The organism is Halorhabdus amylolytica (genome assembly GCF_004944975.1).
In the GTDB taxonomy this organism is placed as follows: domain Archaea; phylum Halobacteriota; class Halobacteria; order Halobacteriales; family Haloarculaceae; genus Halorhabdus; species Halorhabdus amylolytica.
On the sequence record NZ_SPQG01000002.1, the window covers coordinates 254,785 to 278,590 of the forward strand.

General features: G+C 62.5%; 19 protein-coding genes and 1 pseudogene. 9 read left to right on the forward strand and 11 right to left on the reverse strand.

Annotation, left to right across the window (positions count from 1 at the left end):
- Window positions 1-49: 49 nt before the first annotated feature.
- The 3 genes from E3374_RS03810 to glpA are packed head-to-tail and all read right to left on the reverse strand — an operon-like array spanning window position 50 to window position 4,448.
- Window positions 50-1,408 carry an anaerobic glycerol-3-phosphate dehydrogenase subunit C gene (locus E3374_RS03810; protein WP_136687704.1) on the reverse strand — a complete coding sequence of 453 codons (1,359 nt, stop codon included), beginning with the start codon at window positions 1,406-1,408 and terminating at the stop codon, window positions 50-52.
- Between the two features lie 3 nt (window positions 1,409-1,411).
- A complete protein-coding gene (glpB, locus tag E3374_RS03815; RefSeq protein WP_169051767.1) occupies window positions 1,412-2,692 on the reverse strand; it encodes a glycerol-3-phosphate dehydrogenase subunit GlpB in 1,281 nt (426 codons plus the stop codon).
- Window positions 2,682-4,448: an anaerobic glycerol-3-phosphate dehydrogenase subunit GlpA gene (gene glpA / locus E3374_RS03820; protein ID WP_136687705.1), complete on the reverse strand. Its 1,767-nt coding sequence runs from the start codon at window positions 4,446-4,448 to the stop codon at window positions 2,682-2,684. Before glpA ends, glpB begins: the two co-directional genes overlap by 11 nt.
- Window positions 4,449-4,652: 204 nt before the next feature.
- Between glpA and glpK the strand changes: the two genes are divergently transcribed.
- The 4 genes from glpK (at window position 4,653) to E3374_RS03840 (ending at window position 9,417) form a co-directional block, all read left to right on the forward strand.
- Window positions 4,653-6,185 carry a glycerol kinase GlpK gene (glpK, locus tag E3374_RS03825; protein WP_136687706.1) on the forward strand — a complete coding sequence of 511 codons (1,533 nt, stop codon included), beginning with the start codon at window positions 4,653-4,655 and terminating at the stop codon, window positions 6,183-6,185.
- Window positions 6,186-6,263: 78 nt separating this feature from the next.
- Window positions 6,264-7,025, forward strand: coding sequence for an MIP/aquaporin family protein (locus E3374_RS03830; RefSeq protein ID WP_136687707.1), 762 nt, complete (start codon window positions 6,264-6,266; stop codon window positions 7,023-7,025).
- Between the two features lie 236 nt (window positions 7,026-7,261).
- Entirely contained in the window at window positions 7,262-8,425 is a 1,164-nt protein-coding gene (locus tag E3374_RS03835; protein WP_136687708.1) for a Cdc6/Cdc18 family protein, read from the forward strand.
- 122 nt (window positions 8,426-8,547) lie between these two features.
- Window positions 8,548-9,417 (forward strand): universal stress protein, encoded by an 870-nt coding sequence (locus tag E3374_RS03840; protein ID WP_136687709.1) that lies wholly within the window; start codon window positions 8,548-8,550, stop codon window positions 9,415-9,417.
- 136 nt (window positions 9,418-9,553) lie between these two features.
- Here E3374_RS03840 and E3374_RS03845 read toward each other — a convergent pair whose 3' ends face one another.
- Together E3374_RS03845 and pyk are read right to left on the reverse strand one after the other, a co-directional pair.
- On the reverse strand, window positions 9,554-10,528 hold the full coding sequence (locus E3374_RS03845; RefSeq protein ID WP_136687710.1) for an ROK family protein: 975 nt from the start codon (window positions 10,526-10,528) through the stop codon (window positions 9,554-9,556).
- A gap of 143 nt (window positions 10,529-10,671) precedes the next feature.
- Window positions 10,672-12,420, reverse strand: a complete 1,749-nt coding sequence (gene pyk, locus E3374_RS03850; protein WP_136687711.1) for a pyruvate kinase — start codon at window positions 12,418-12,420, stop codon at window positions 10,672-10,674.
- Between the two features lie 356 nt (window positions 12,421-12,776).
- On the opposite strand from pyk, the gene E3374_RS03855 reads away from it, so the two are divergent.
- From E3374_RS03855 to msrA, 5 genes and pseudogenes are all read left to right on the forward strand, one after another.
- Window positions 12,777-13,229 (forward strand): YbhB/YbcL family Raf kinase inhibitor-like protein, encoded by a 453-nt coding sequence (locus tag E3374_RS03855; RefSeq protein WP_136687712.1) that lies wholly within the window; start codon window positions 12,777-12,779, stop codon window positions 13,227-13,229.
- 74 nt (window positions 13,230-13,303) lie between these two features.
- Window positions 13,304-14,356, forward strand: coding sequence for an NAD(P)/FAD-dependent oxidoreductase (locus E3374_RS03860; RefSeq protein ID WP_136687713.1), 1,053 nt, complete (start codon window positions 13,304-13,306; stop codon window positions 14,354-14,356).
- Between the two features lie 81 nt (window positions 14,357-14,437).
- Window positions 14,438-14,595: pseudogene (locus E3374_RS17540) on the forward strand (IS6 family transposase); the annotation flags it as partial.
- Between the two features lie 55 nt (window positions 14,596-14,650).
- The gene (locus E3374_RS03865; RefSeq protein WP_169051768.1) at window positions 14,651-15,757 is read left to right on the forward strand and encodes a family 43 glycosylhydrolase; all 1,107 of its coding nucleotides are present in this window, start codon (window positions 14,651-14,653) and stop codon (window positions 15,755-15,757) included.
- 99 nt (window positions 15,758-15,856) lie between these two features.
- Window positions 15,857-16,387 (forward strand): peptide-methionine (S)-S-oxide reductase MsrA, encoded by a 531-nt coding sequence (gene msrA / locus E3374_RS03870; protein ID WP_136687715.1) that lies wholly within the window; start codon window positions 15,857-15,859, stop codon window positions 16,385-16,387.
- A 271-nt stretch (window positions 16,388-16,658) separates the two neighbouring features.
- Here msrA and E3374_RS03875 read toward each other — a convergent pair whose 3' ends face one another.
- From E3374_RS03875 to E3374_RS03900, 6 genes are all read right to left on the reverse strand, one after another.
- Entirely contained in the window at window positions 16,659-17,885 is a 1,227-nt protein-coding gene (locus E3374_RS03875) for a Tm-1-like ATP-binding domain-containing protein (protein ID WP_136687716.1), read from the reverse strand.
- Window positions 17,882-18,313, reverse strand: coding sequence for a cupin domain-containing protein (locus E3374_RS03880; protein ID WP_136687717.1), 432 nt, complete (start codon window positions 18,311-18,313; stop codon window positions 17,882-17,884). The genes E3374_RS03875 and E3374_RS03880 overlap by 4 nt, the downstream gene beginning before the upstream one ends.
- Window position 18,314: 1 nt before the next feature.
- Window positions 18,315-19,148, reverse strand: coding sequence for a phosphoenolpyruvate hydrolase family protein (locus E3374_RS03885; RefSeq protein ID WP_136687718.1), 834 nt, complete (start codon window positions 19,146-19,148; stop codon window positions 18,315-18,317).
- 278 nt (window positions 19,149-19,426) lie between these two features.
- A complete protein-coding gene (locus E3374_RS03890) occupies window positions 19,427-21,175 on the reverse strand; it encodes a glutamate--tRNA ligase (RefSeq protein ID WP_136687719.1) in 1,749 nt (582 codons plus the stop codon).
- A gap of 69 nt (window positions 21,176-21,244) precedes the next feature.
- Window positions 21,245-22,285, reverse strand: a complete 1,041-nt coding sequence (gene idsA3, locus E3374_RS03895; protein WP_136687878.1) for a geranylfarnesyl diphosphate synthase — start codon at window positions 22,283-22,285, stop codon at window positions 21,245-21,247.
- A gap of 10 nt (window positions 22,286-22,295) precedes the next feature.
- Window positions 22,296-23,645 (reverse strand): ribonuclease J, encoded by a 1,350-nt coding sequence (locus E3374_RS03900; protein WP_136687720.1) that lies wholly within the window; start codon window positions 23,643-23,645, stop codon window positions 22,296-22,298.
- Window positions 23,646-23,806: the final 161 nt, after the last annotated feature.

Sequence of the window (23,806 nt, forward strand, 5' to 3'; positions counted from 1 at the left end):
CAATTTCAGTCCCCGATGGATCCCCTTCGCTAACGTCTCTCGGCCTTGCTCAGGTGAGTGCCGTCTCGAGTACTTCGATCGGGTGCATGATCTCGTAGCCGGTACCGTGTTCCATCTGCATCGCGCAGGTCGGACACTCGGTCATCCCGGTCTCGGCGTCTACCGCCTCCATGTGCTCGAACATCTCTTCGCCGATCGCCATCGAGGTCTCGTACTTTTCGGCCTTCCAGCCGTACGTGCCCGAGATACCCGAACAGGAGTCGCCAACGTCGGTCACGGCAACGCCGTCGACGTCAGCGAAGAGTTCGACGGCTTGTCGTCCCAACCCCTGATTGCGGGAGTGACACGGCGCGTGGTAGGCCACGTCGGGAGCGTCGACTGTCGCCCCTTCGAGTTCCGCCTCCAGATCCTCGTGGATCCGGAGGTACTCCAGGGCGTCGTAGGTGTGGGCGGCGAGTTCGTCGATGCCATCGAGGTCGAACAGGTCGGGATACTCCTGACGGAGTGCCAGCGAGCAGGACGAACAGGTGCAGATCACGTCGTAGCCGTCCTCGATCGCGTCGCCGAGATGCTCGACGTTGACCTTCGCATGTCGCCGGGCATCGTCGACCCGGCCGTTTGCGAACATCGGCGTCCCCGAGCACTTCTGTTTCGGGACGGTGATCTCGTAGCCCAACGACTCGTAGGCCCGGACCATCGACTTGGCGACCTGGGTCGTGTTGTAGTTCGAGTAACAGCCGTGGAAGTACGCGACGCGCTTCTCATCGCTGTGGACCGGCGCGTCGCCACGCTGTGCTCGCGCTTCCTGCGCTCGCTCTTTCGAGGTGGCTTCGCCACCTCGCTCTGCCCACCACTCTCTGAATGTCTGGGTGGCGAACTCCGGGAACTCGCGTTCGCTGGGAATCTTCATGGTCTTCTCCATGAGCCACCGGACGATCCCGTTGTTCATGAAGAAGTTCGCTGTCCGGGGAAGTTTCGAGGCGAGCCAGGCCGATGTCCGGTAGTTGGCCAGGATGCGGTTGCGGATTTTCTTGATCGAGAGAGGTTGGTCCTCCAGAACGTATTTCGCCCGCGCTGTATTGTGCATCTCGCTGAAGGGCACGCCGGAGGGACAACCGCTATCGCAGCGAAGACAGTTCGAACACTTCGTGACCGAGTCGTCGATCTCGACGTCGCCCTTCGAGGAGAGTCGCCACTGCTCGGGTCCCTGGAACTGCGGGCCGGGGAAATCGTCGTCGACCTCGGCGACCGGGCACTCAGCGTCGCAAGTCCCGACTTTCGTGCAGTTGTCGGCTCCGGACCGGAGGTCCATCTCGGTGGTCGTCCCGAAGATGTCGCGTGGCTCGTAACCGTCCTCCGTGTCACTCTGTTCGACCTCTCTACTGTCTCGTGATTCTGTATCACTCATGGATCAGACCTCCCTCGCCGCATGCCGACCGGCGGCGTAGCCAGTCGCGATCGAAACCCCACTCGCGGATTTCTCTGCGGGGTAGTCGTAGCCGCCGATCACGGCCCCCGCCGCCCGCAAATTCGCGAACTCGGGATCGTCCGCGTCGTCGATCGGCCGGAGCGTCTCGTCCACGACGACGCCGAACGTTACGAAGGCGTGATCGCCGAACGCATCGTCGTTGAACCACTCGTAACGGTCCGATGGATGTGGCACGTGACAGTCGAAGATCGGCTCGGCGACACCATCGCGATCCGAGTCGATACCGCCGCCCGCTACGTCTCCCGTCGCGAGAACGTACTGCTCGGCCCCGTAGGGGATCGGACTTCCCGACCGGTCCATGTAGACCTCCGAGATCGTCCTGTCGTCGGCGTCGAAGTTCACGATCGGGCCGCCGCCGGCCTCGATCTCCACGCCGGCGTCGTCGAGGACGGCGTAGAGCCAGTCTTCGAGTCGGGTGCCCAGAACACTGGGCGGCCCCATCGGAACCTCGAAGACCGCTGCGTCGAGGCGCTCTCCCAGTTCGGCCCTGATTTCCGCCGGGTGGTCGACACCCAGCACGGCGGGGAGTCCGACCCGTTTTGCGTCCCCGGTGTGGGGATCGATTGCGTCAGCGAGGGCAGCCCGGACGTGGCGGTCGCGGCCGTCGACGGTGACAGTCGGGTTCTCATCGAGCAGATGAGCATACCGGGTCACTTTCGCGTCGTCGCGGACGGTGACCGGAAACTCGACGGTCGCGGCACTCGTTTCGGCCGGGATTCCTCCGTCCGCGAGGTGGTCGGCGGCTACGCCGGCGTCGAAGCCGGTGAGGCGCTCGAAGTCGACCAGCAGGACGTCCCGGTCGTCGCTGGCGAGGCCCGCCGCGACGCTCGCGGGATACCGCGCCGTCGGCTTGACTGTCCCGCCGTGGGTCGGCACCAGGGCGTTGGCGTCGGTGTGTTCGCCCCGATAGGTCTCGCCCAGTACCTCGTCGATCATTGCCAGTCCGTCCCGGACCGTTCGCTCGCCGACGATCGCGTACGGGTGGCTGTCCGGAAGATCCCCGATCGTCGCGAACGGATCGACCACCGGCCCCTCGCCATCCGGCGTGTATCCGAGGACGTCGAGTAGCCCGCTAGCGTGATGTAACGTCGTCTCGGCCTCGGTGACGAGGCGTACTTCAGCCCCCTCACGCGCCGCGGATAGTGCGGCCGAGAGGCCGGCGATCCCGCCCCCGATCACGAGCACGTCCGAATCAATCGCCACGGCGATCACCTCCGCTACCGTCGGTAACGACGCCCGTCGCGCCGTCCGCCGACTCACCGTCCTCGGCCGCCCCAGGAGTACTCGCCGGGCCGGCGTCGAACGCACCGAAGTCGGGCGCGTCCTCGCTCGTCGCCGGATCGCGGTCGCGGTTCATCGTCAGCGCGTGCATGGCGTAGGTGATCATCGCCTGGGAGAGCTGTTTCCCCCAGAGCGCGTGACGCTGGCCCTTCCAGCGCTCCTGATAGAGTTCGTCGAGTGCCGCCCGTGCTTGTCCCTCGTCGAACTCCGGGTGGAGTTCGTTCGCCAGGCGATGACTGCAAAAGCCGCCCTGGCAGTTCCCCATCCCGGCCCGGGTGCGGATCCGGACGGCGTTGAGATCGGTCCCTGATTGTTCGATGGCGTCGGCTACCTCCGCGCGGGTCACGGCCTCACACCCGCAGACGACCGGGTTCGGCTCGTCGGTATCGAGCACGTCCGCAGTCCGGGATCCCAGGCGCTCGGCGCTACGTTTTGCGACCGGCGAGCGCAGCCCGAAGTCGTCCATCGCCTCGTCGAGGACGCTCTCGTCTTCGCTGCCCGGGAGCGGTTCCTCGGCCGTCCGAGACGTGCTGTCCAGTCCGAATTTCCCGGCGAGATGGTCGACGAGTTGCTCGGCCATCAGCCGGTAGGTCGTGAGTTTCCCGCCGACGATGGTCGTCATGCCGGGGAAAGCGTCTCGCTCGTCGTGATCGAGCAGGAAGAACTCCCGCGTGATGTCCGTCGGGTCGTCGGTCCCGGTCTCGGGTGGTTCGTACAGCGGGCGGACGCCCCAAAAGGAGCGGATCGTCCGTGCGTCTTCGAGGATCGGGACGAGCTTGGCCAGTTCCTCGATCATGAGGTCGACCTCCCACTGTTCCTCGGGATAGTCCGCGGGATCGCCGACCTCCTCGTCTGTCGTCCCGAGGATCGCGGTCGTCTCGTGGGGAACGACGATGTCGGCGTCGCCCTTGGGCTGACACCGGTTGATCACGGTGTCGACCTGCCGGACGTTCATGATGGTCATCACGCCCTTCGAGGGGCGGACTTCGACGTCGATGTCGGCCATCGCTGCGATCTCGCCCGTCCAGGCCCCCGCGGCGTTGACGACGTGATCGACATGAATCTCCTCGACGGTCCCTTCGGTACCGTGGACGCGTTTGCCCGCGCCACTCTCGTGGGTGATCTCTGCTCCGACGATCTCGCCATCTTCGACCAGCAAGTCAGTCACTTCCGAGAACGTCTCGATGCGAGCGCCGTGGTCCTGGGCGCTCTTCGCGTTGGCCACACACAGCCGGAACGGATCGATCGCCGCGTCGGGCACTTCGATCGCCTTGTCGATGTCACGGGCGAGAAACGGTTCGCGTGCGCGTGCCTCCTGGGCAGTGAGTTCGGTCGCGGGAATCGAGCACTCGACAAGCCCCTCTAGTTTTCGCTGATAGTACTCCGCAGAATCCTCCGGACGTTTGACGAACAGACCGCCCGTATCTTCGACGCAGTGGGCGGCGATATCCCGGAGAATCATATTCTCCTCGATACACTCTCTGGCACTCGCCTGGTCGGAGACGGCATACCGGCCACCGCTGTGGAGCAAGCCGTGCATCCGACCGGTCGTGCCGTGGGTGAGATTCCCCTTCTCGACCAGTGTCACGTCGAACCCCCGCATCGCCGCGTCGCGGGCGATCCCGACCCCTGTCGAGCCGCCACCGATAACGAGCACGTCTGGTGATGTAGCGGTCATTCAATATCACTGCTAACTATCCGCACACACTTTATTGTTACTTTGGTACTGTAGCTGGCAATAAATAACCTATTCGACCACCCAAAAACGGCTGCATTTTCCGGTTATATCTCGTATAGTCGGAGAATTTATAATGTACGATCCAATTGTATACGGACAGACCGGTACCAACAATAATAAAGTACCGTCGTCACAGCACCATCCATGACGGACACCTACATTGGCGCGATCGACCAGGGGACGACCGGAACTCGCTTCATGGTCTTCGACCACGAAGGACAGGTCGTCGCGAACGCCTACGAGACACACGAACAGCATTACCCCGAGCCCGGTTGGGTCGAACACGATCCCCTCGAGATATGGGACAACACCAAAGAGGTCGTCAGCGAAGCCCTCGCGGACGCCGGGATCGACGCGGACCAGCTGGACGGGATCGGGATTACGAATCAACGCGAGACGACCATCGTTTGGGATCGTGACACCGGCAAACCGATCCACAACGCGCTGGTCTGGCAGGACCGCCGCACGACCGATCGCGTCGAGGACCTCGAAGAGGCCGAGAAGATCGAGTGGATCCGCGGAAAGACCGGCCTGGAGGCCGACGCCTACTTCACGGCGACGAAAGCGGAGTGGCTCTTAGAGAACGCCGAACCGCTCAAGATGCAGAGTGCGCGCGCGGATGACCTCCACGACCGAGCCGAAGCCGGCGAACTCCTCCTCGGGACGCCCGACTCCTGGCTGGTCTACAACCTCACCGGCAATCACATCACGGACGTGACCAACGCGTCCCGGACGATGCTGTACAACATCCACGACCTGGCGTGGGACGACGACCTCCTCGCAGAGTTCGGCGTGCCCGAAACGATGCTCCCTGAGGTACGACCGTCCTCCGACGAGAACGTCTACGGGTACACTGATCCCGATGGTTTTCTCGGGGCGAAAATCCCCGTCGCGGGTGCGCTCGGTGACCAGCAAGCCGCACTGTTCGGCCAGACCTGCTTCGACGAGGGCGACGCGAAGAACACCTACGGGACCGGGTCGTTCTACCTGATGAACACCGGAAATGAGGCCGTCGAATCCGATCACGGCCTCCTCACGACGATCGGCTTCCAGCGATCGGGCGAACCCGTCCAGTACGCCCTGGAAGGCTCAATCTTCGTCACGGGGGCAGCGATCGAGTGGCTCGAGGACGTCGACCTCATCAACAACGCCGCCCAGACGGCGGATCTTGCGCGGTCGGTCGACTCGACCGACGGCGTCTACATGGTGCCCGCGTTCACTGGCCTCGGCGCACCACACTGGGATGGCCGCGCACGCGGGACGATCGTCGGCATGACGCGGGGCACACAGAAAGAACACATCGTTCGCGCGACGCTCGAATCGATCGGCTATCTGACCCGTGACGTCGCCGAAGCCATGGAGGCCGACTCGGGCATCGAGACGACGTCACTGAAGGTCGACGGCGGTGCCGTGAAGAACAACTTCCTGACACAGCTCCAGAGTGACATCATCCAGACCGAGATCGAACGACCGGAAGTCGACGAGACGACGGCGCTCGGAGCCGCCTACGCTGCCGGTCTCGCCGTCGGCTACTGGGAATCACTCGGGGAGCTCAGGAACAACTGGCAGCTCGATCGCCGGTTCAGCCCCGAGGTCGACTCCGAGAAGGCCGATGCGATGTACAGTCGCTGGGACGACGCCGTCAGCCGCTCACTCGGGTGGGCAATGGAGGAGTGACCGTGGCGGCTGGACTTCCCGATCGCCCGTCCGTCGGCATCGGCGTGACAAAACGGCCATTCAACTGAACACCGAGCTATGCATCCATACGTCGCAGAAGTCATCGGAACAGCGATCCTCATTATCTTTGGCGGCGGCGTCGTCGCCAATGTCACGCTCAACAAGACAAAAGGAGGCGGCGGCGGCTGGATCGTCATCACGTGGGGATGGGCCATCGGGGTGTTTATGGGTGTGTTCACCATCAGCCAGGTCAGTGGCGGTCACATCAACCCGGCCGTGACGATCGGACTCGCTGCTGCCGGGTTGTTCGACTGGGCGCAGGTCCCTGCCTACATCGCTGCACAAACGCTCGGTGGATTTCTGGGTGGCATCACGGTGTGGCTGGCGTACAAAGACCAGTTCGCCGCAACCGAAGAGAAGCGCCTGCAACTCGAAATCTTCTCTACGATGCCCGAAATCCGGAACTACCCGGCCAACGTCCTCACCGAAGTCATCGGAACGTTCATATTGGTTTTCGGGGTCCTGTACATGGACGCCGCCGGGTTTGCTAATGCCATGACTGGGGAGATCCTCACGTCGATTACGATCGACGGCCAAGAGGTCGGCTTCGGTCTCGGAGCACTGTCGGCCCTTCCGGTCGCGCTGGTTGTTCTCGGTATCGGGCTATCGTTAGGTGGACCCACCGGCTACGCCATCAACCCCGCACGTGACCTCGGACCGCGCATCGCACACAGGGTCCTCCCGATCGAGGGATCGTCAGGGTGGTCCTACGCCTGGGTGCCGATCGTAGGACCGATCCTGGGCGCGCTCCTCGCCGCCGGGCTCTATCACGTACTATGAGCGGACAACGATCGAACGAGTCCCACTGTACTCCCCGTTGCGCGGTACTGATAGCGTCGAATCCGCCGACCCCGCACATAGAACACTCCCCGAGCCCGTATCCACGTTCAGAGGTCGTGACAGTCGGCGTTTCGACCGGCCCGAATACACGTCTCGCAGCCGCGGGGCGGTCAGCCGTCAAACCGGAGCGGTTTTTATCGGGAGTCAAAAATCATACGGAAACAGCGTAGCGATCTATGGACATCGAGACGCGAATCAGACGACGACGACGGCGCGGGGCCGACCAGACGCTCGTCCTCGACTACGACCTCCTCAATCCAGCCGCCCACGTCTCGGAGCCGAACGGCCGCGGGCCGATTGTCGAACGCGTTCTCGATCACCTCGATCCCGCTTTCGACGAGTCGCTCCCGTCCGACGTCTACGTCTGGGGGCCACCGGGCAGCGGCAAGTCGGCCGTCGTCTCCGCGCTGTTTTCCCGACTGGAGGCACCGGCGACCCAGCCGCGAACGGCGATTCGAACGACGACGCGAGCACAGAGCGCCGAACTTCCCCGGTTCGTCTACGTGAACGCTCGTCAAGCAAACAGCGAGTTCAAGCTGTATCGTCACGTCCTCGACGGCGTGACCGACGGCGACGCTCCCACGAAAGGGATCAGCACGGACGACCTTGTCTCTGAGCTCCGATCGGTGCTCTCGGAGTTCGTGGGGGCCGTGGTCGCGGTGGATCACGCCGACGAATTCGAGCCCTCGCCGACAGCTGTCCGTTCGAATTTGGAAACGCTCAACGATCCGATTTCGACCGTGTTGGTCGGTCGGACGCCACCGAGTAACGTCGATGGGTTCGGAGACATCGCTGAAATCGAGATCCCCGGCTACAGTCAGCAGGTGTTGATTGACGTGTTGATGACCCGCGGCTCGTCCGGACTGACACAGGACGCACTCGCGTACGACCAGAGCCGGCGAATCGCCGCCTGGGCGGGCGGGAACGCACACGACGCGCTCGCAGCGCTGTTCAGCGCGGCAGTCATCGCAGAAGACGATGGTGTACAGAAAGTCCGAAGCGAGGACGTTACGGCGGGAATCGACACCGTTCCGCGGGGCGGGACATCTCTCGGTGTCGTCTTGACGCTGCCGTCGAACCGACAGCGCGTGTTACGGGCGTTTCTGGACCTCGAGGCCGATCGACGCTCGACGGTCACCGCGACCACCGAGGCAATCGCGGACTCCGCACGAGTCGACCTCTCGGCCGGGACTGTCAAGCGGATTCTCTATGAACTCGCAGACATCGGCGTCTTTGATCGCGTTACCACCGATCAGACGACCGGTCACGGCCGCCCGCCGAGCCGCCTCGAACCGCGATTCCCGACACTTCCCTTTCAGAAACTATACGAGCCCCATTGACATCCTCGCCGACGGGTTTCTCGTCTGCGTGTGCAGACCGCTGTCCTCCTCGAGGACGAAAACTCTGCTCGTGAACGTTGGAAACTATTTTGATGCCGCCCTGAGAATTTTACTAAAAGATAATGTATAATCGAATTCTCTTCCCGATCGGCGACACGGACGGGCCCGCAGAAGTACTCCAGCACGCCGGTGATATCGCCCAGCACCTCGGCGGTGAGATCCGGTTGTTGCACGTCGCCGACACCGAACGATACGGCACTGCATCGACCGACCAGGACGTCATCGACGGACTCCTCCGACGTGGTGAGGAGATCGTCGAGGACGCCGGTGAGACGCTTGCTGCCCTCGACGTCGAGTACAGTACCGACGTCGTCCAAGGCAGTCCGGCGCAGACAATCGTCGAGTACGCCACCGAGTACGACTACGACCTGATCGTGATGCCAACCCACGGGCGCGACGGACTTGCGCGGTACTTGCTCGGCAGCGTCACCGAGAAGGTAGTCCGGCTCGCGACAGTCCCGGTCCTGACCGCGCGCATAGCGAAAGGGGAGACGTTCGCGTTCCCCTACGAGCACATTCTGGTTCCGACTGACGGGAGCGATATCGCCGAGCGGGCCGCCAAGCACGCCCTGGATCTCGCGGTAGCCACGGACGCAACCGTCCACGCCCTCTCGGTCGTCGAGGCAGCCGAACTCGGCACCTACCTCAGTGGCGACGAGCCAGGCGAGTTCAATCAGGAAGCACAGGATGCAGTCGCCGACATCGCCACAATGGCACAATCACGCGACGTCGAAGTCACGACGCACCTCGAGATCGGCTCGCCCAACGACGGGATTCTCGCAGCCATCGAAGAGCTCGACTGTCAAGTCGTCACAATGGGAACGACCGGCCGCCGTGGCGTCAAGCGGATCTTGCTGGGCAGCGCCGCCGAAAAAACTGTCCGAACCTCACCCGTTCCAGTCGTGACCGTTCGGGGCGAAAGCGAGGAGTGACGGACGGATATCCACAGGGAAACAGCAGCCGACGCGTTCAAGACTGCAGCCGGCTAGACCAATGACGGAGAACCATTCACAGAGGAGAATTTCGGCGGTCCAACGTCGGATTCCCCGAACGGGAGAACGGACGAAATCAGTCTTGCAGCTTCCGACGGTCGCCGGTCCCTTCCGTCAGGGAACTGGCGAGAGCGCCCTTCAGAACGACGTCATCACCGAGTGTCGTGAGTTTGATCTCGGGGACGTTGCCAAAGACCATCCCTGGCAGACGTTCCCTGACCTTCTCGACGACCAGTTCGGGGTTGTTCTCGGCGACTGCGCCGCCGATGTAGATCACCAGCGGCGCGTACGCCTGGACGACGTTGGCGACGCCCATCGCGTTGAACCTGGCCAGGCGATCGATGAACGCGTCGGCGAACTCGTCCTCGCCTGCGTACTCGAAGAGGTCGGGGGCAGTAAAGTCGGCGGACATGACCGGCATGTCAGTGTCCCAGTCGCCAGCCTGGTAGAACTCCCTGGCGTATCGCGGGATGTTCTGGCCCGACGCGTACGCCTCCCAGTGTCCGTCCTGACCACAGCCACAGGACATCTCTCCCTCCGGATCGAGCGTCATGTGTCCGACTTCGCCCGCGTTGCCGTCCCAGCCGGCGAGGACGTGTCCGTCGGTACAGACACCGGCGCCGATTCCCGTCGAGATGGTGAGATACACCATGTCGTCCGGGTTACGATCGCTGTGGAAGCGTTCGCCGATCACGCCGGCGATCCCGTCGTTGTGGAGGTAGACTTCGTCCGTCTCGGTCAGATTGCCGATCGGGCCGGTGAGCGGGATCTTATCGATTGTGTCCGGGAGGTTCGCCGGGCTCCCGATGGCGCCTTCCGCGAGGTTGAGCGGGCCGACCGACCCGATTCCGACAGCCGTGAGTTCCGTCGGATCGACGCCCGCATTGTCGGCAGCGCCTCGTAACGTGTTCAGAACCCCTTCAGTGACGTCGATCCCGGTCGGTCCCTGCGGAGTTTCCTGACGGTTTCGCCCCAGTTCCTCGCCGGCTTCGTCGCCGACGATCGCCCGTACGTACGTCGCACCGATGTCGATCCCAGCATATACGGCCATTTGCTTGGACAGATGGCGGTGTGATACTTAACTGCACATATTCGCATCGGACCGGAACGTCAGGTTTTCACGCTCAACGTGGACCGATTGTCCGGATCGAAAAGCTGGACTGAGTGGTCGGAGTCGATGGAGAAGAGAACCGATCAGTCCTCGCGGGTTCCCAGAGGACCCTTGTAGACGACACCGCGTTCTCCGTCGAGAGTCACAGTCGTTCCGTCCGGGAGATCGTCGGGTAGCGTGACGTCGCTCACTGTCGGCATGTCCTGCTGGCGGCCGACGACCGCGGCATGACCACGCCGGTCGGCGTGGCCGTCGATGATGCCCGCGAGCTTGGCGGGATCGCCCGCGAGCTCGCCGTCGAAATCGGCGGGGACCGCGAGGATCGCACCCTCGGGGACGCTGCCGAGGTCACCGTCGGTCGTCCTGACGAGTTCCCCGGTAACCAGCCCCTCGACGATGGGCTGGCCGGAGGCGACGGTCTCGGCCGCTACGTGGACCTTCAGCATGTTCGAAGTGTTTACGCCTTCGAGTTCGGTCATCATCCCCGAGATCACGACGACGGTGTCGCCGTTCTCGGCGATGCCGGTGTCCAGAGCGGATTGGACGGCGTTCCGGACGATCGCGTCCGCACCCTGCGTGGTGAAGGGAGCCGTCGTCGGATAGATACCCCGCGAGAGGGCGAGTTGACGGCGGACCCGATCGCTGGGTGTGGAGGCGATGATCGGGATCGAGGGGTGGTACTTGGCGACTTTCAACGCCGTGTATCCCGACTCGCTGGCCGCGACGACCGCCTCGGCGTCGATGTCTTCCGAGAGCGTTCGGGCTGCGTGGGCCAGTGCGTCCGTCCGGGTCTTATCCGAGTCCGGAACCCGCTGTTCGCGCAGTTCCGCGTACTCTTGACTCTGTTCGACCTCGTTGACGATGTCGGCCATCGTCGCGACGACGCGGGCCGGGTGCTCGCCGATGGCCGTCTCACCGGAGAGCATCACTGCGTCCGTCCCGTCGAAGATTGCGTTGGCCACGTCTGAGGCCTCCGCGCGCGTCGGCCGGCGGGACTCCTCCATCGAGTCGAGCATCTCCGTCGCCGTGATGACCGGGACGCCCGCCTCGTTGCACTGCCGGATGATCCGTTTCTGATACAGCGGCACCTCTTCGAGGGGCAACTCGACCCCGAGGTCCCCGCGGGCGACCATCACGCCGTAAGATGCCTCGATGATACTGTCCAGGTTATCGACGGCACCTTTGCGCTCGACCTTCGAGATGACCGGGACTTCGGTCCCTTCCTCCTCGAGGAAATCGGCTATCTTGCGGACGTCGTCGCCGTCACGGACGAAACTTGCCGCCACGAGGTCGACTTCCTTCTCTGCGGCGACTTCGAGTTCCGTCCGGTCCTGCTCGGTCGGGAACGGGAGTCCGAGTTCCACACCGGGGACGTTGACTCCCTTGCGAGCGCCGAGTTCACCGCCGTTCTCGACGTGAGCGTAGACGTCCCCGTCTTCGACCTTCTCGACCGTGGTTTCGATGCGCCCATCGTCGAGTAAGACGCTATCGCCCGCTTCCACGACGGAGATGTCGACTGACAGCCCCACTTCCTCCGGGGTCGCGTCGTTGCCCTTGTAGAACCGGACTGTCGTGCCCGCCTCGAGTTCGATCGGGTCGCGGATCGCCGCGGTCCGCACTTCCGGGCCAGGGATGTCGTGCATGACCGCGAGGGACTTGTCCAGTTCCGCGTCGACCTCGCGGATGCGGTCGATCATCGTCCGCCGGTGTTCCGGCGAACCGTGACTGGCGTTGAGTCGCGCGACCGACATGCCGGCCTCGGCCAGTTCCTTGATCTCCTCTTTCGACTCCGATGCAGGTCCGAGCGTACAGACGATCTTGGCGTTTCGCATTTGTTAGTTCCCCCTTCGGGAGGGTGACGGCCACCGGTCGCTTTCGGTGCTCGCCATGTCTAGAGGGCTCTGTCCCCCAGGGATATGAAACTTATCAGAGCGATCTGATACGGCAATAATTACCACAAAGGGTCGTGGTATGTGTGCTCCAACCGCGGATTCATTGCCGAAAACATCAGCGTATACTCATATGCGGATCCCACGTAGGAAATTATACGTACCTGGTTCGACTGAGAGACCTATCCGGATCCTGGTTGTATGTGTTTCCGTATGTGTCTGCCGGGAGGTAGTATTTTAACGTGGGAAGTCGAATTTCCGGACGCCACGGGTTCGCGATCTCGCCCGTGGGAATCGCGATGTCATCGTTCACGATACGCAGCCCTGCGTTCGACGACGGGGCACCGATCCCGGAGGAGTACGGATACACCGAACGAAACGTCAACCCGCCGCTTTCGTTGGCTGGGGTGCCGGATGACACGGAGTCGCTGGCGGTCGTGATGGACGATCCGGACGCTCTCGAACCCGCGGGGAAGATCTGGGACCACTGGGTCGTCTGGAACGTCCCGCCGGACGTCACAACGATTCCGGAGGAGTACGACGTTGCGGACGGTGAGGGACGCAACGACTTCGGCGAGCGTGGTTATGGTGGTCCGAACCCGCCTGACGGCCGCCACACTTACCGGTTCGTCGCGTACGCTCTGGACACGACGCTGTCTCTGCAACCAGGTGCGACGAAAGACGATCTCGAGTCTGCCATCGAGGGACACGTTCTTGCCGAGGACATGCTGGAGGGGACCTACGTGCCCTGATCGTGACACGCGGACGAGCCGTGTCATTACCCGCGGGCGCAAGCTACAAACGCCATCCTCCAGTACAGATGTCTATGACTGCAAACCCAGCCCACCGCCGGTTGGTCATCGCCGGTTCGGGTATCGCGGGGTTGACGGCAGCCACCTACGCGGCCCGCGCGAACAATGATCCTCTCGTCCTGGAGGGAGACGAACCGGGCGGACAACTCACCCTGACGACCGACGTGGCGAACTATCCGGGGTTTCCCGACGGCATCGACGGGACGGAACTGGTCAACCGCATGAAAGAGCAGGCAAAGAGCTTCGGTGCCGAGGTCGAGAACGGCGTCGTCGAATCGATCGACGACGACTCGCGGCCCTTCCGCGTCGAGCTCTCGGACGGGACGGTCTACACCTGCGACGCCTTCATCGCCGCCAGCGGTGCCAGCGCGCGCACCCTCGGTATCCCCGGCGAGGGCGAACTCATGGGGTACGGCGTTTCGACGTGTGCGACCTGTGACGGGGCGTTCTTCCGCGACGAGGACATGCTCGTGATCGGCGGCGGCGACGCAGCGATGGAGGAAGCCTCCTTTCTGACGAAGTTCGCAGACACGGTCTATCTGGCACACCGACGCGAGCAGTTCCGCGCGGAAGACTATTGGGTCGACCGGATCATGGAACACGTCGATGCAGGCGACGTCGAGATCATGCGCAACACCGAGGCCGTCGAGATCCACGGCTCCCGCGAGGAGGGGATCGAGAGCGTCTCGCTGGTTCGCCACCCCGAAGGACATCCCACGGAGAAGCTCGACTCGGAACGAGCTGACGAGGTCGAGCACTTCGAACAGGATGTCGGGGCGGTGTTCCTCGCGATCGGTCACACGCCAAACACCGAGTATCTGGAGGGAACTGACGTCGAACTCGACGAGACGGGCTACATCCACACGCAGGGTGGCCGCGGCGCCGGCCAGACCGAGACAGCCGTCCCCGGCATCTTCGGGGCTGGTGACGTGGTCGATCACCACTACCAGCAGGCGATCACCGCCGGCGGGATGGGGTCGAAGGCTGCCCTAGACGCTGACGACTTCCTCGAAGACGAGGGCGAGGCTGCCTCAGCCGAGGCCAGCGTTGCCGAGAGCGACGACTGAGTGCGACCGGCCTTCGATCTTGCTGTCTCGAACTGGGCGTGCAGGTATTATAGACGATGGAGTTGTCATATATCGCTCGTGGAGATGGCTCGCTACGGAAATCGGAATGTCATCGAACGCCTTTCTGAGAACTGAAGCGCCGAATATCGTCGTTTTCGAACTGCTTCAGCCACGCCGATCCTGAAACAGTTGCATCGTGGCCCCAAGCCTTCGCTCGATGGCACAATGATACAAACTAAACACTACCAAACAGAAATGCCAACTATTTATATAACCGACAGGAATGTTTTGGGTATGCTGAATACGGGAACGGACACGCGTATCAGCAGGCGCACGCTTCTGAAAGCGGCCGGAATCGGCGCGGTTGGGACCGCCGCCGCTGGAGCGGTGGGATCGACGATGATCGATTCGGGTCCGGATTACTACCGGAACCCGGTGTACGAACCGCACTTTCCCGACCCGACAGTCCTGCACGTCGATGGTACCTACTACGCGTACGGAACCAACATGAAGCGTAGCGACATCGCAGACGAACGACTAACACCGATACTATCCTCGACGGATCTGGTCGACTGGACGTACGTCGGAGAGGGGTTCGATTCGCGGCCGGGGTGGGTCTATGGTTCCATTTGGGCCCCTGACATCGCCTATTACGACGGACAGTACTACCTGTATTACTCGCTCGCTCCCCGTGACGGACACACCTACGGGATCGGCGTTGCCACTGCCGACGATCCGAGCGGGCCGTTCACTGATCGTGGCGCAGTGATCACCGACGAGACCGAGGGGAGGCCGGGCCACATCGATCCGTACTTCCACTGCGAGGACGGGACGCCGTATCTGCTCTACGGAAGCTTCTATGGCATCTGGGGGATCGAACTCACCAGCGACGGACTGGAGCCTGTCAGCGGGACGAAATTCCAGCTCGCTGGCGATGCATACGAGGGGACGATCCTCCACGAGCGAAACGGGTACTACTACCTGTTCCTCTCGACCGGGAACTGCTGTGCCGGCCTCGACAGTACGTACGAACTGGAGGTCGGCCGGGCACGGTCACTGACCGGCCCCTACCACGACCAGAGCGGAACAGATCTGCGGGACATCGACAGGGAACACAGCGGGGTCGCCGTTCTCTCCGGCAGTCAGCGATTTCCCGGGCCGGGACACGGTGACGTCACCACCTTCGACGACGGATCGGACTGGCTCCTGTATCACGCGTATGATGCACGGGAGGGCGGCTACGTCGACGGGACGTTCCGGCGCGTCCTGATGGTCGACCGTATCCGGTGGCGCGACGGGTGGCCCGTCGTCGCCTGTGACGGACGGCCGAGCGTCCGCAGTACCGTCCCCGGCAGTGAGAGCCATACCTGTGATGCTACTGGCAAACAGGAACGTACGTGATGGACGACTCCGAGACGGATTGCTGGGGCCGTACTCGGGGACGGCACGAGATTCGCCGCGCTCGTCACCCTGATACGCGTCGCGCCCCTACCGGCGAGCATGGAAACGGCGACGTTCGGCGGCGGGTGTTTCTGGTGTACCGAGGCCGCGATGAAGGAACTCGATGGCGTCGAATCGGTCACGTCGGGGTACGCCGGCGGTGACGTCGAAGCCCCGACATACCAGCACGTCTGTTCGGGGACGACCGGCCACGCCGAGGTGGTGCAAGTCGAGTACGATCCCGACGTGATCACCTACGACGAGTTGCTCGAGGTGTTCTTCGCGACCCACGACCCGACCCAACTCAACCGCCAGGGCCCTGACGTGGGGACGCAGTATCGCTCGATCGTCCTCTATCACGACGAGGAGCAGCGCGAGACGGCCGCCGCCTACATCGAGGCGCTGGACGACGAATACGACGACGAGGTCGTGACGGAACTCACCGAGTTAGCGGAGTTCTACCGTGCCGAGGAGAAGCATCAGGACTATTTTGAAAAGAACCCGACAGATGCCTACTGTCAGATGCACGCCGCGCCGAAAGTCCAGAAGGTGCGCGAACGGTTCGAAGAGCTGTTGGCTGAGCCACGATAGCAGGCGAAACGGCCACGATCTGTGATCCGGTGGGTACGTTCTCACATACACTAATAGACGAGCGGACCGGCGCCAGTGAATGACCGCCATCGACGGTCCATCGCGAGAGGATTCACACTCTCGGCGGTAAGCCGTCTGAGACACATGTTTCGAAATAGCCGATGAACGTGGGCGTGCATTCGTATCGACGATGTAAGCATAGTTAACTGACGGCGAGACCGATGGTCGAGCGACCGTTGTCCGCGAGAGTTCCTCAGGGTCGATACCAGGTTTACTCGTTCGGTCCGACGCCCGCTGCCTGCATGTACTCGTCGAGTTTCTTCGCCATCGCCACCGCGAAATCGTCGTCGTTGATGTCGGTTTCCATCTCGACAAGTTCGATCGATTCGTCGAGGTTCGCCCGGATCGCGTCGAACAACGCCTCGTCGGTTTCCGGATCGTAGAAATCCTCTCCCTCGATGTCGAGCATCGAGACACCGCCCAGTGGCAGGTAAAGCGCCGTCGGGCCGTTCGCCGTCGAGAGTTTTTCAGCAATGATCTTCCCGAGTTCGGCGTTTTCCTCGGGCGTGGTCCGCATCAGTGTGACCTGTGGATTGTGGATGTGGAACTGCCGACCTTCGAACTCCTCGGGCACGGAATCCCGCGGGCCGAAGTTTACCATGTCCAGGGCGCCGGTCGAGACGACCTGTGGCGTCCCCGTTTCGGCGCCAGCGTCCAGCCGTTCTGGACCGGCGTTGAGTACCCCACCGACGAGCTCGTCGGCCCATTCCGTGGTCGTCACGTCGAGAACCCCGTCGATGACTCCCTGGCGAATCAGGTTTTCCATCGCCTGCCCGCCCGTGCCGGTCGCGTGAAAGACAACGGTCTCGTATCCACGGTCTTCGAGATATTCGCGAGCGGTCTGGACGCACGGCGTCGTGACCCCGAACATCGTGATGCCGATCGTCGGTCTCTTCTCGACATCGGCCTCCGGTTGGTTTCTGACCATCCCGACCATCGCCAGTGCGGCGTTGGCGATCACCTTCCGGGAGAGCTGATTGAGCCCTTCGATGTCGGCGACCGAGTACATCATCATCACGTCCTTCGCACCGACGTATGGTTCGGTGTCGCCGGAAGCCATCGTCGAGACCATCACTTTGGGGACACCGACCGGCAGCGTACGCATCGCCGTGGTAGCGATCGAGGTGTTGCCCGACCCCCCGAGTCCGAGCACGCCGTCCAGTTCTCCGTCCTCGTACATTCGCTGGACGATGATAGCCGCACCCTCTCCCATCGCTTCGATGGCTTCGCCGCGCGTTGCGTTCTCTCGTAAGTGTTCGAGTCCCGTTCCGGCCGCCTCCGCGACCTCGCTCGCGTCGGTGTCCGGTTCGATTTTCGGGTCGTCTATCACTCCCGTATCGACGAGGTGGACGCCAACACCCTCCGCCTGGAGGATGTCCCTGGCGAAGTCGATCTCCTCACCTTTCGTATCGAGAGTACCGACAATGACGACACTCATGGGCTCTCCTCGACGTTCTCCGAAAGCGGGAGTTTGCCCGGTGGAACGATCTCACAGTCGGGATGGTTTCCGAGGACCTCTTCGGGACCGGGAGGCGCGTAGACTGCGAGCAACAACAGCGGTTCCCAGCCTGTATTGATCGTTCCGTGTTCGACTCCCTGCGGCACGAACACCATCTCACCGGCGTTTATCTCACGGGTTCGGTCAGCGACTTCCTGTTTACCTTCTCCACGGATAACAAAGAGTATCTCGTCGCTGTCAGGATGAGTATGTCTGTCGTGACCCTTTCCGGGTTCGAGTCTGACCACGCCCGCACTGAATCGTTCACTGCCGGTGCTATCTGGCGTGCTCAACCACTTCAGTACGCCCCACTCGAACAACTGGCTCTCGACGTCGTCCGGTTCGACGAAGAACTCGTGGTCGGACATCTCAGAGATCGATCTCCTTGAACTCCCGGGCCTGGTTCTCGATGGCTTCCTCGGTGGGGAGACGTTCGATACTGGACGCACCGAAGAACCCGACGACGCCCTCGGTGTTTTCCAGGACGTATCTCGCGTCCTCGGGCCAGGCGATCGGGCCACCGTGGCAGATCACCATGACGTCTTCGTCGACCGCCGTGGCAGCGTCGTGGTGGGCCTGGACTCGTTCCGCCGCGGCTTCGAGGTCTAGTGCCGTCTCGGCCCCGATATCACCCGACGTCGTCAGACCCATATGCGAGACGATCACGTCAGCGCCGACCTCGGCCATCTCGCGGGCTTGCTCCTCGGTGAAGACGTACGGACAGGTCAACATGTCCTGTTCGACCGCTTCCTGGATCATGTCGACTTCTTTGTCGTAACCCATGCCTGTCTCCTCCAGGTTCTGGCGGAATCCGCTGTCAGCATCGATGAGTCCGACCGTCGGAAAGTTCTGGACGCCCGAGAACCCGCGGCGCTTGAGATCTTCGATGAAAACGTCCATCTCCCGGAAGGGGTCTGTCCCGTTGACGCCCGCGAGTACTGGCGTGTCCTCGACGACCGGGATGACTTCGTGACCCATCTCGACAACTATCTCGTTGGCATCGCCGTACGGCAACAGCCCTGCCAGCGATCCACGGCCGTTCATCCGGTACCGTCCGGAATTATAAATAATCAACAGGTCCACACCACCACGCTCGGCGAACTTCGCCGAGATGCCAGTGCCCGCGCCCGCACCGATGATCGGCTCGCCGTTCGACACCGTTTCCTGGAGTCGGTCCAGTGACTCCTGACGTGTGAACTTCATACGTCACTCGTTGCCATCACCCACCTATTATATAATATTTTTTATAATTAGGACTAATAAGATAGTACTTGTTTATTAATGATTCTCCTCTCGTCAAGGAATGGTGATTTCACTTTCAGAGGAGTCTGTCTCGAACGCCACAGTGGCTGTCCGTTGGGAGAGTTTCGTACTCGTCAGGAACAGCGGGAACGTTCGGACCTCTGTTCGAATCCGTTGACGAAGGAGACTCCATGACAGTTCGACCGTTTCAGTGTTTTGTTGGCTCGTACTCGGTCAGTTCACGGATGCGCGAAGTACGCGACGAGTTCGTCGTCCCCACCGACGTCCGTCGGGTCGGTCGCTTCGGGCACGGCGTCGATCCGGGCGAAGCCGACGCGGACGAACTGGACCATCTCGCCTTCGTCGTACGTGAGGAGTCCGGGCTCGACGTGGCCGGTCACGTCGCCCTCGGTCGTCCGCAGTCGTGCGGGGACGCTTCTGGTCGCGGGTACCCAGTGGATCACGTCGACGTCACCCTCGCGAACGACTTCGATGTCATCGTCGGTGTGTTCGAACGCTCGCTCGCCGATCCGGCGAACACAGCCGTAGCCTTTCAGCCAGACGCGCTCGCCCTCCGACGGCAGGTCTTCGTCCTCGACCAGCACTGCCGAGCCGACCGGGATCGTCCGCTTGCCGCGTTCCTCGTGGGTGGGATGGATCGGCGGCTGGCCGCGTTCGGGGCCGCCGGAGAGGCTCATCTCGATACCGTCCCTGACGAAAAAGGCTCGATCGGTCTCGTCGTCGATCAGTTCGCGGTTGTTCGCGTAGATCGCGGACATCGCCAGGTCGACGTTGCTAGTCGAGGTCCCGAGTTCGGCCATCGCGCCGACGATGGCCTCGCCACGAATCCCCCGCCGCCGGAGGCTGGCGATCGTCGGCGCCCGGGGATCGTCCCAGCCGTCGAGTTCCCCCGACTCGATCAGGTCCCTGATGGTCGAGGTACTCATCGGAACGTCGTACGCCTCGACCTGGACGTGTCCCCAGTGGATCACTTCGGGGTACTCCCAGTTGAAGTAGTCATAGACGAACTGCTGGCGCTTTGCCGAGTCCTGCAGGTCGATCCCACGGATGATGTGCGTGACGCCGGTAAGGTGATCGTCGATCCCGCTCTGGAAGTCCAGCATAGGCCAGCAGCGATAGTCCGCGGCTTCTTGACGGGGATGCGGGGTGTCGATAAGCCGGAACGCGACCCAGTCCCGCAGGGCCGGGTTCTTGTGTTCGATGTCGGTCTTGATCCGCAGGACCATCTCGCCGGGGCTGTACAGCCCGTCGATCATCCCCTGGAATTCGTCGCGGACTGTCTCGGGATCCTTCTCCCGATGGGGACAGGCCTCGCCACTGTTCTTCAGTTCGGAGAAGTCCTCGGCCGGACACGAACAGGTGTAGGCCCCGCCGAGGTCGATGAGGTCTCGCGCGTAGGCGTAGTAGGTCTCCAGACGATCGCTGGCCTTCAGCACGCGATTTGGGCTGAATCCGAGGTACTCGATCGCATCGAGGATCTCGTCGTAGGCGTCGAGATCGGGTCGTTTCGTCTCGGGATCGGTGTCGTCGAACCGACAGAGGAAATACCCGTCGTAGCGGTCCTTGTACGTGCCGACGACGGCTGCCATCCGCGCGTGACCGATGTGCCACGGGCCGTTGGGATTGGGGGCGACTCGCATCCTGATCTCGTCGTACTCTTCGGTGTTCGGGAGATCCGGCAGCGCCCGGTCGTCTTCCTCGTCTTCGGCGTCGATTTCTTCGAGACGCTCGGGTGCGAGTTCGGCTAGCCTCTCGCGTTTCTCCTCGGTCGAGAGGTCGTTGACGCGCTCGACAACAGGGGCGATGACGCCCGGGATCTCGTCGCCGTACTCGCGGAACGCCGGATTGTCGCCCATCAACGGACCCATAATGGCCCCGACCTGGGCGTCGCTGTCGTGTTTGAGCGCGTTGAACAGTGCATCGGCCTCGGCGGCCGTCTCGACGCGCTCGCGAAGATCGTCGTCCATGCCCGCGTCTAACCGTCCAGGGGGATAAAACTCGGCCGATTGCGGGATCTCGGCGAGACGGCCTGCCGGTCAGTACTCGCGTTCGATCAGGAAATCGGCGATCCCTTCCAGCAAGTCGCGGGCCTCGTTGTCCGGCAATACTTCGAGGTTGTCCTTGCCGTCCTGGATGAGCCCCTCGGCGGTCTCGCGGGCGAATTCGATACTGCCGGCGTCCTCTAGTTCCGCGACCGCTTCCTCGATGGTTTCCTCCTCGACGGCGTCGATGTCATCCTCCGGAACGAGGCCGTCCACGTCGACGCCCTGCTGGCGGGCGTGGACAGTGATGATCGTTCGCTTGTTCTCGACGAGGTCACTGCCGCGCTGTTTGCCCAGTTTCTCGCTTGGCGTCGTCAGGTCGAGCAGGTCGTCCTGGATCTGGAAGCCACGGCCGATGTTCAGCCCGTACTGATAGAGGGCGTCGATGTGATCGTCTTTCCCCATGAGGATCGCCGGGATCGAGGCCGCGGCGGCGTACAACACCGCGGTCTTGAGTTCGATCATTTCGAGGTACTGGTCGGTCGTCACCTCCTCGTAGTTCTCGAACTCGATGTCCAACGATTGGCCCTCACAGATCTGCGTGCAGGTAGTCGCCAGTTCCGACAGTGCTCGAACCGACCGATCGCCGGTCGTCCCAGTTTCGAGCATGTTCTCGAAGGCCTTCGCATAGAGTGTGTCGCCCGCGAGGATCGCCGTCGAGAGGTTGTAGGCCTCGTGGACAGCTGGGACGCCGCGGCGCATCGCGTCGTCGTCCATAATGTCGTCGTGGATGAGTGTGAACGACTGGATGATCTCGATGCTCACCGCCGCCGACATCATGTCGATCGGACCATCGGCCGTGGGGAACTCGCGATAGGGCTCGCTCCGCGGAGGGACGTCAGCGAGCGATTCCGCGGCGAGCAGCAGGATTGTCGGACGGAGTCGCTTGCCGCCGGCGTCGAGCAGGTATCGTGAGGCCTCGTAGAGCTTCTTCGGCTCGACGACCGGCAGGTTCTCCGGAATGGCCTCGTTGACCTGTTCACGGCGCCACTCGATGGCCTCCATGATCGCAGCCGAGTCGTCGGTGTCCGTCATCGCCATCGGATTATTCGACCAGCGTGATCACGTTACCGTTTCGCGTGACGTGCAGGTCCTTGCCCATCTCGTAGCCCTCACTCTCGGCGAGTTCGACGTAGGGTGCGAACCCTTCCATGTCCTGGTGGGCCGGGATGAGATGTTCGGGCTGGAGGGCGTCGAGCATTTCGTAGTGACCCTCTCGATTGAGGTGGCCCGAGACGTGGACTTCATCGTAGATCCGGGCGCCCTGCATCCGCAGGAGCGTCTCGCTCTGGTAGCGTTGGCCTTCGTTGGTCGGCTCCGGGATTACCCGCGCCGAGAAAATGACCTTGTCGCCCTCTTCGAGTTCGTAGGGCGTGTCGCCGCGCCCCATTCGAGTGAGCATCGCGCGTGGTTCGCCCTGGTGGCCGGTGACGATCGGCAGGAACTTCTCTTTGCCCTCGCTCATGATTCGCTTGAACGTGCGATCGACGGACTTCCGGTGACCGTACATTCCCAGGTCCTCGGGGAACTCGACGAAGTCCAGTCGCTCTGCCGTCCCGGAGTACTTCTCCATCGATCGACCGAGGAGGACGGGTTTGCGGCCGATATCGTCGGCGAACTCGACGAGGCTTTTCACGCGGGCGATGTGGCTGGAGAACGTCGTCGCGACGATGCCGCCGTCGTAGTCCTCCATGCTGTAGATGACGTCCTTGAGATGCCGTCGGGCGACGGATTCACTTGGCGTCCGACCCTTCTTCTGGGCGTTCGTACAGTCCTCGATGTAACAGAGGACACCTTCGCCCTCGCGACCGATCTCACGGAACCGATCCATGTCGATCGGATCGCCGACGACCGGATCGTGATCCATCCGTTTGTCCAGCCCGTAGACGATCGATCCTTCCGGCGTGTGCAGGACGGGATTGATCGCGTCGATGATGGAGTGGGTGACGTTGACGAACTCCAGCTCGACGCCGTCGTCACCAATCCGGGTCGTCCCGCCGGCTTCCATCTTCACGAGGTCGTTCTCGACGCCGAACTTCTCCTCGCCCTGGATCTGCTGTTTGACCAGCTCGATCGTAAAGGGCGTCGCCATGATCGGCGCGTCGTAGCGATGGGCCAGCTTCGAAATGGCGCCGATGTGATCAAGGTGACCGTGCGTCGGCACGATGGCCTTCACGTCGCCTTCGATCTCGCTCATGACGCGATCGTCGGGGATCGCGCCCATGTCGATCAGGTCCAGGCTGTGCATCCGCTCGGTTTCGACGTTGTCGTGAATCAGGACCTTCGAGAGGTTCAGACCCATGTCGAAGATCACGACATCCTCGCCCGCCCGCACCGCAGTCATCTGTCGTCCCACTTCCTCGTAACCGCCTATCGTGGCAATTTCGATTTCCATAGTTGTACCTCCGAGTGGGCCACCCGACGGATCCAGGGCGGTCGACGGCGACGGCGGCCGGCGAGTTCGATAACTGCCGACCGTCGTCCGTGGACGGTGCCTGTCGAACCCTCGGCCCGCGACCGTTCGCGAGCCTGGGATTCCAGCGCCGGCGGGGGCGG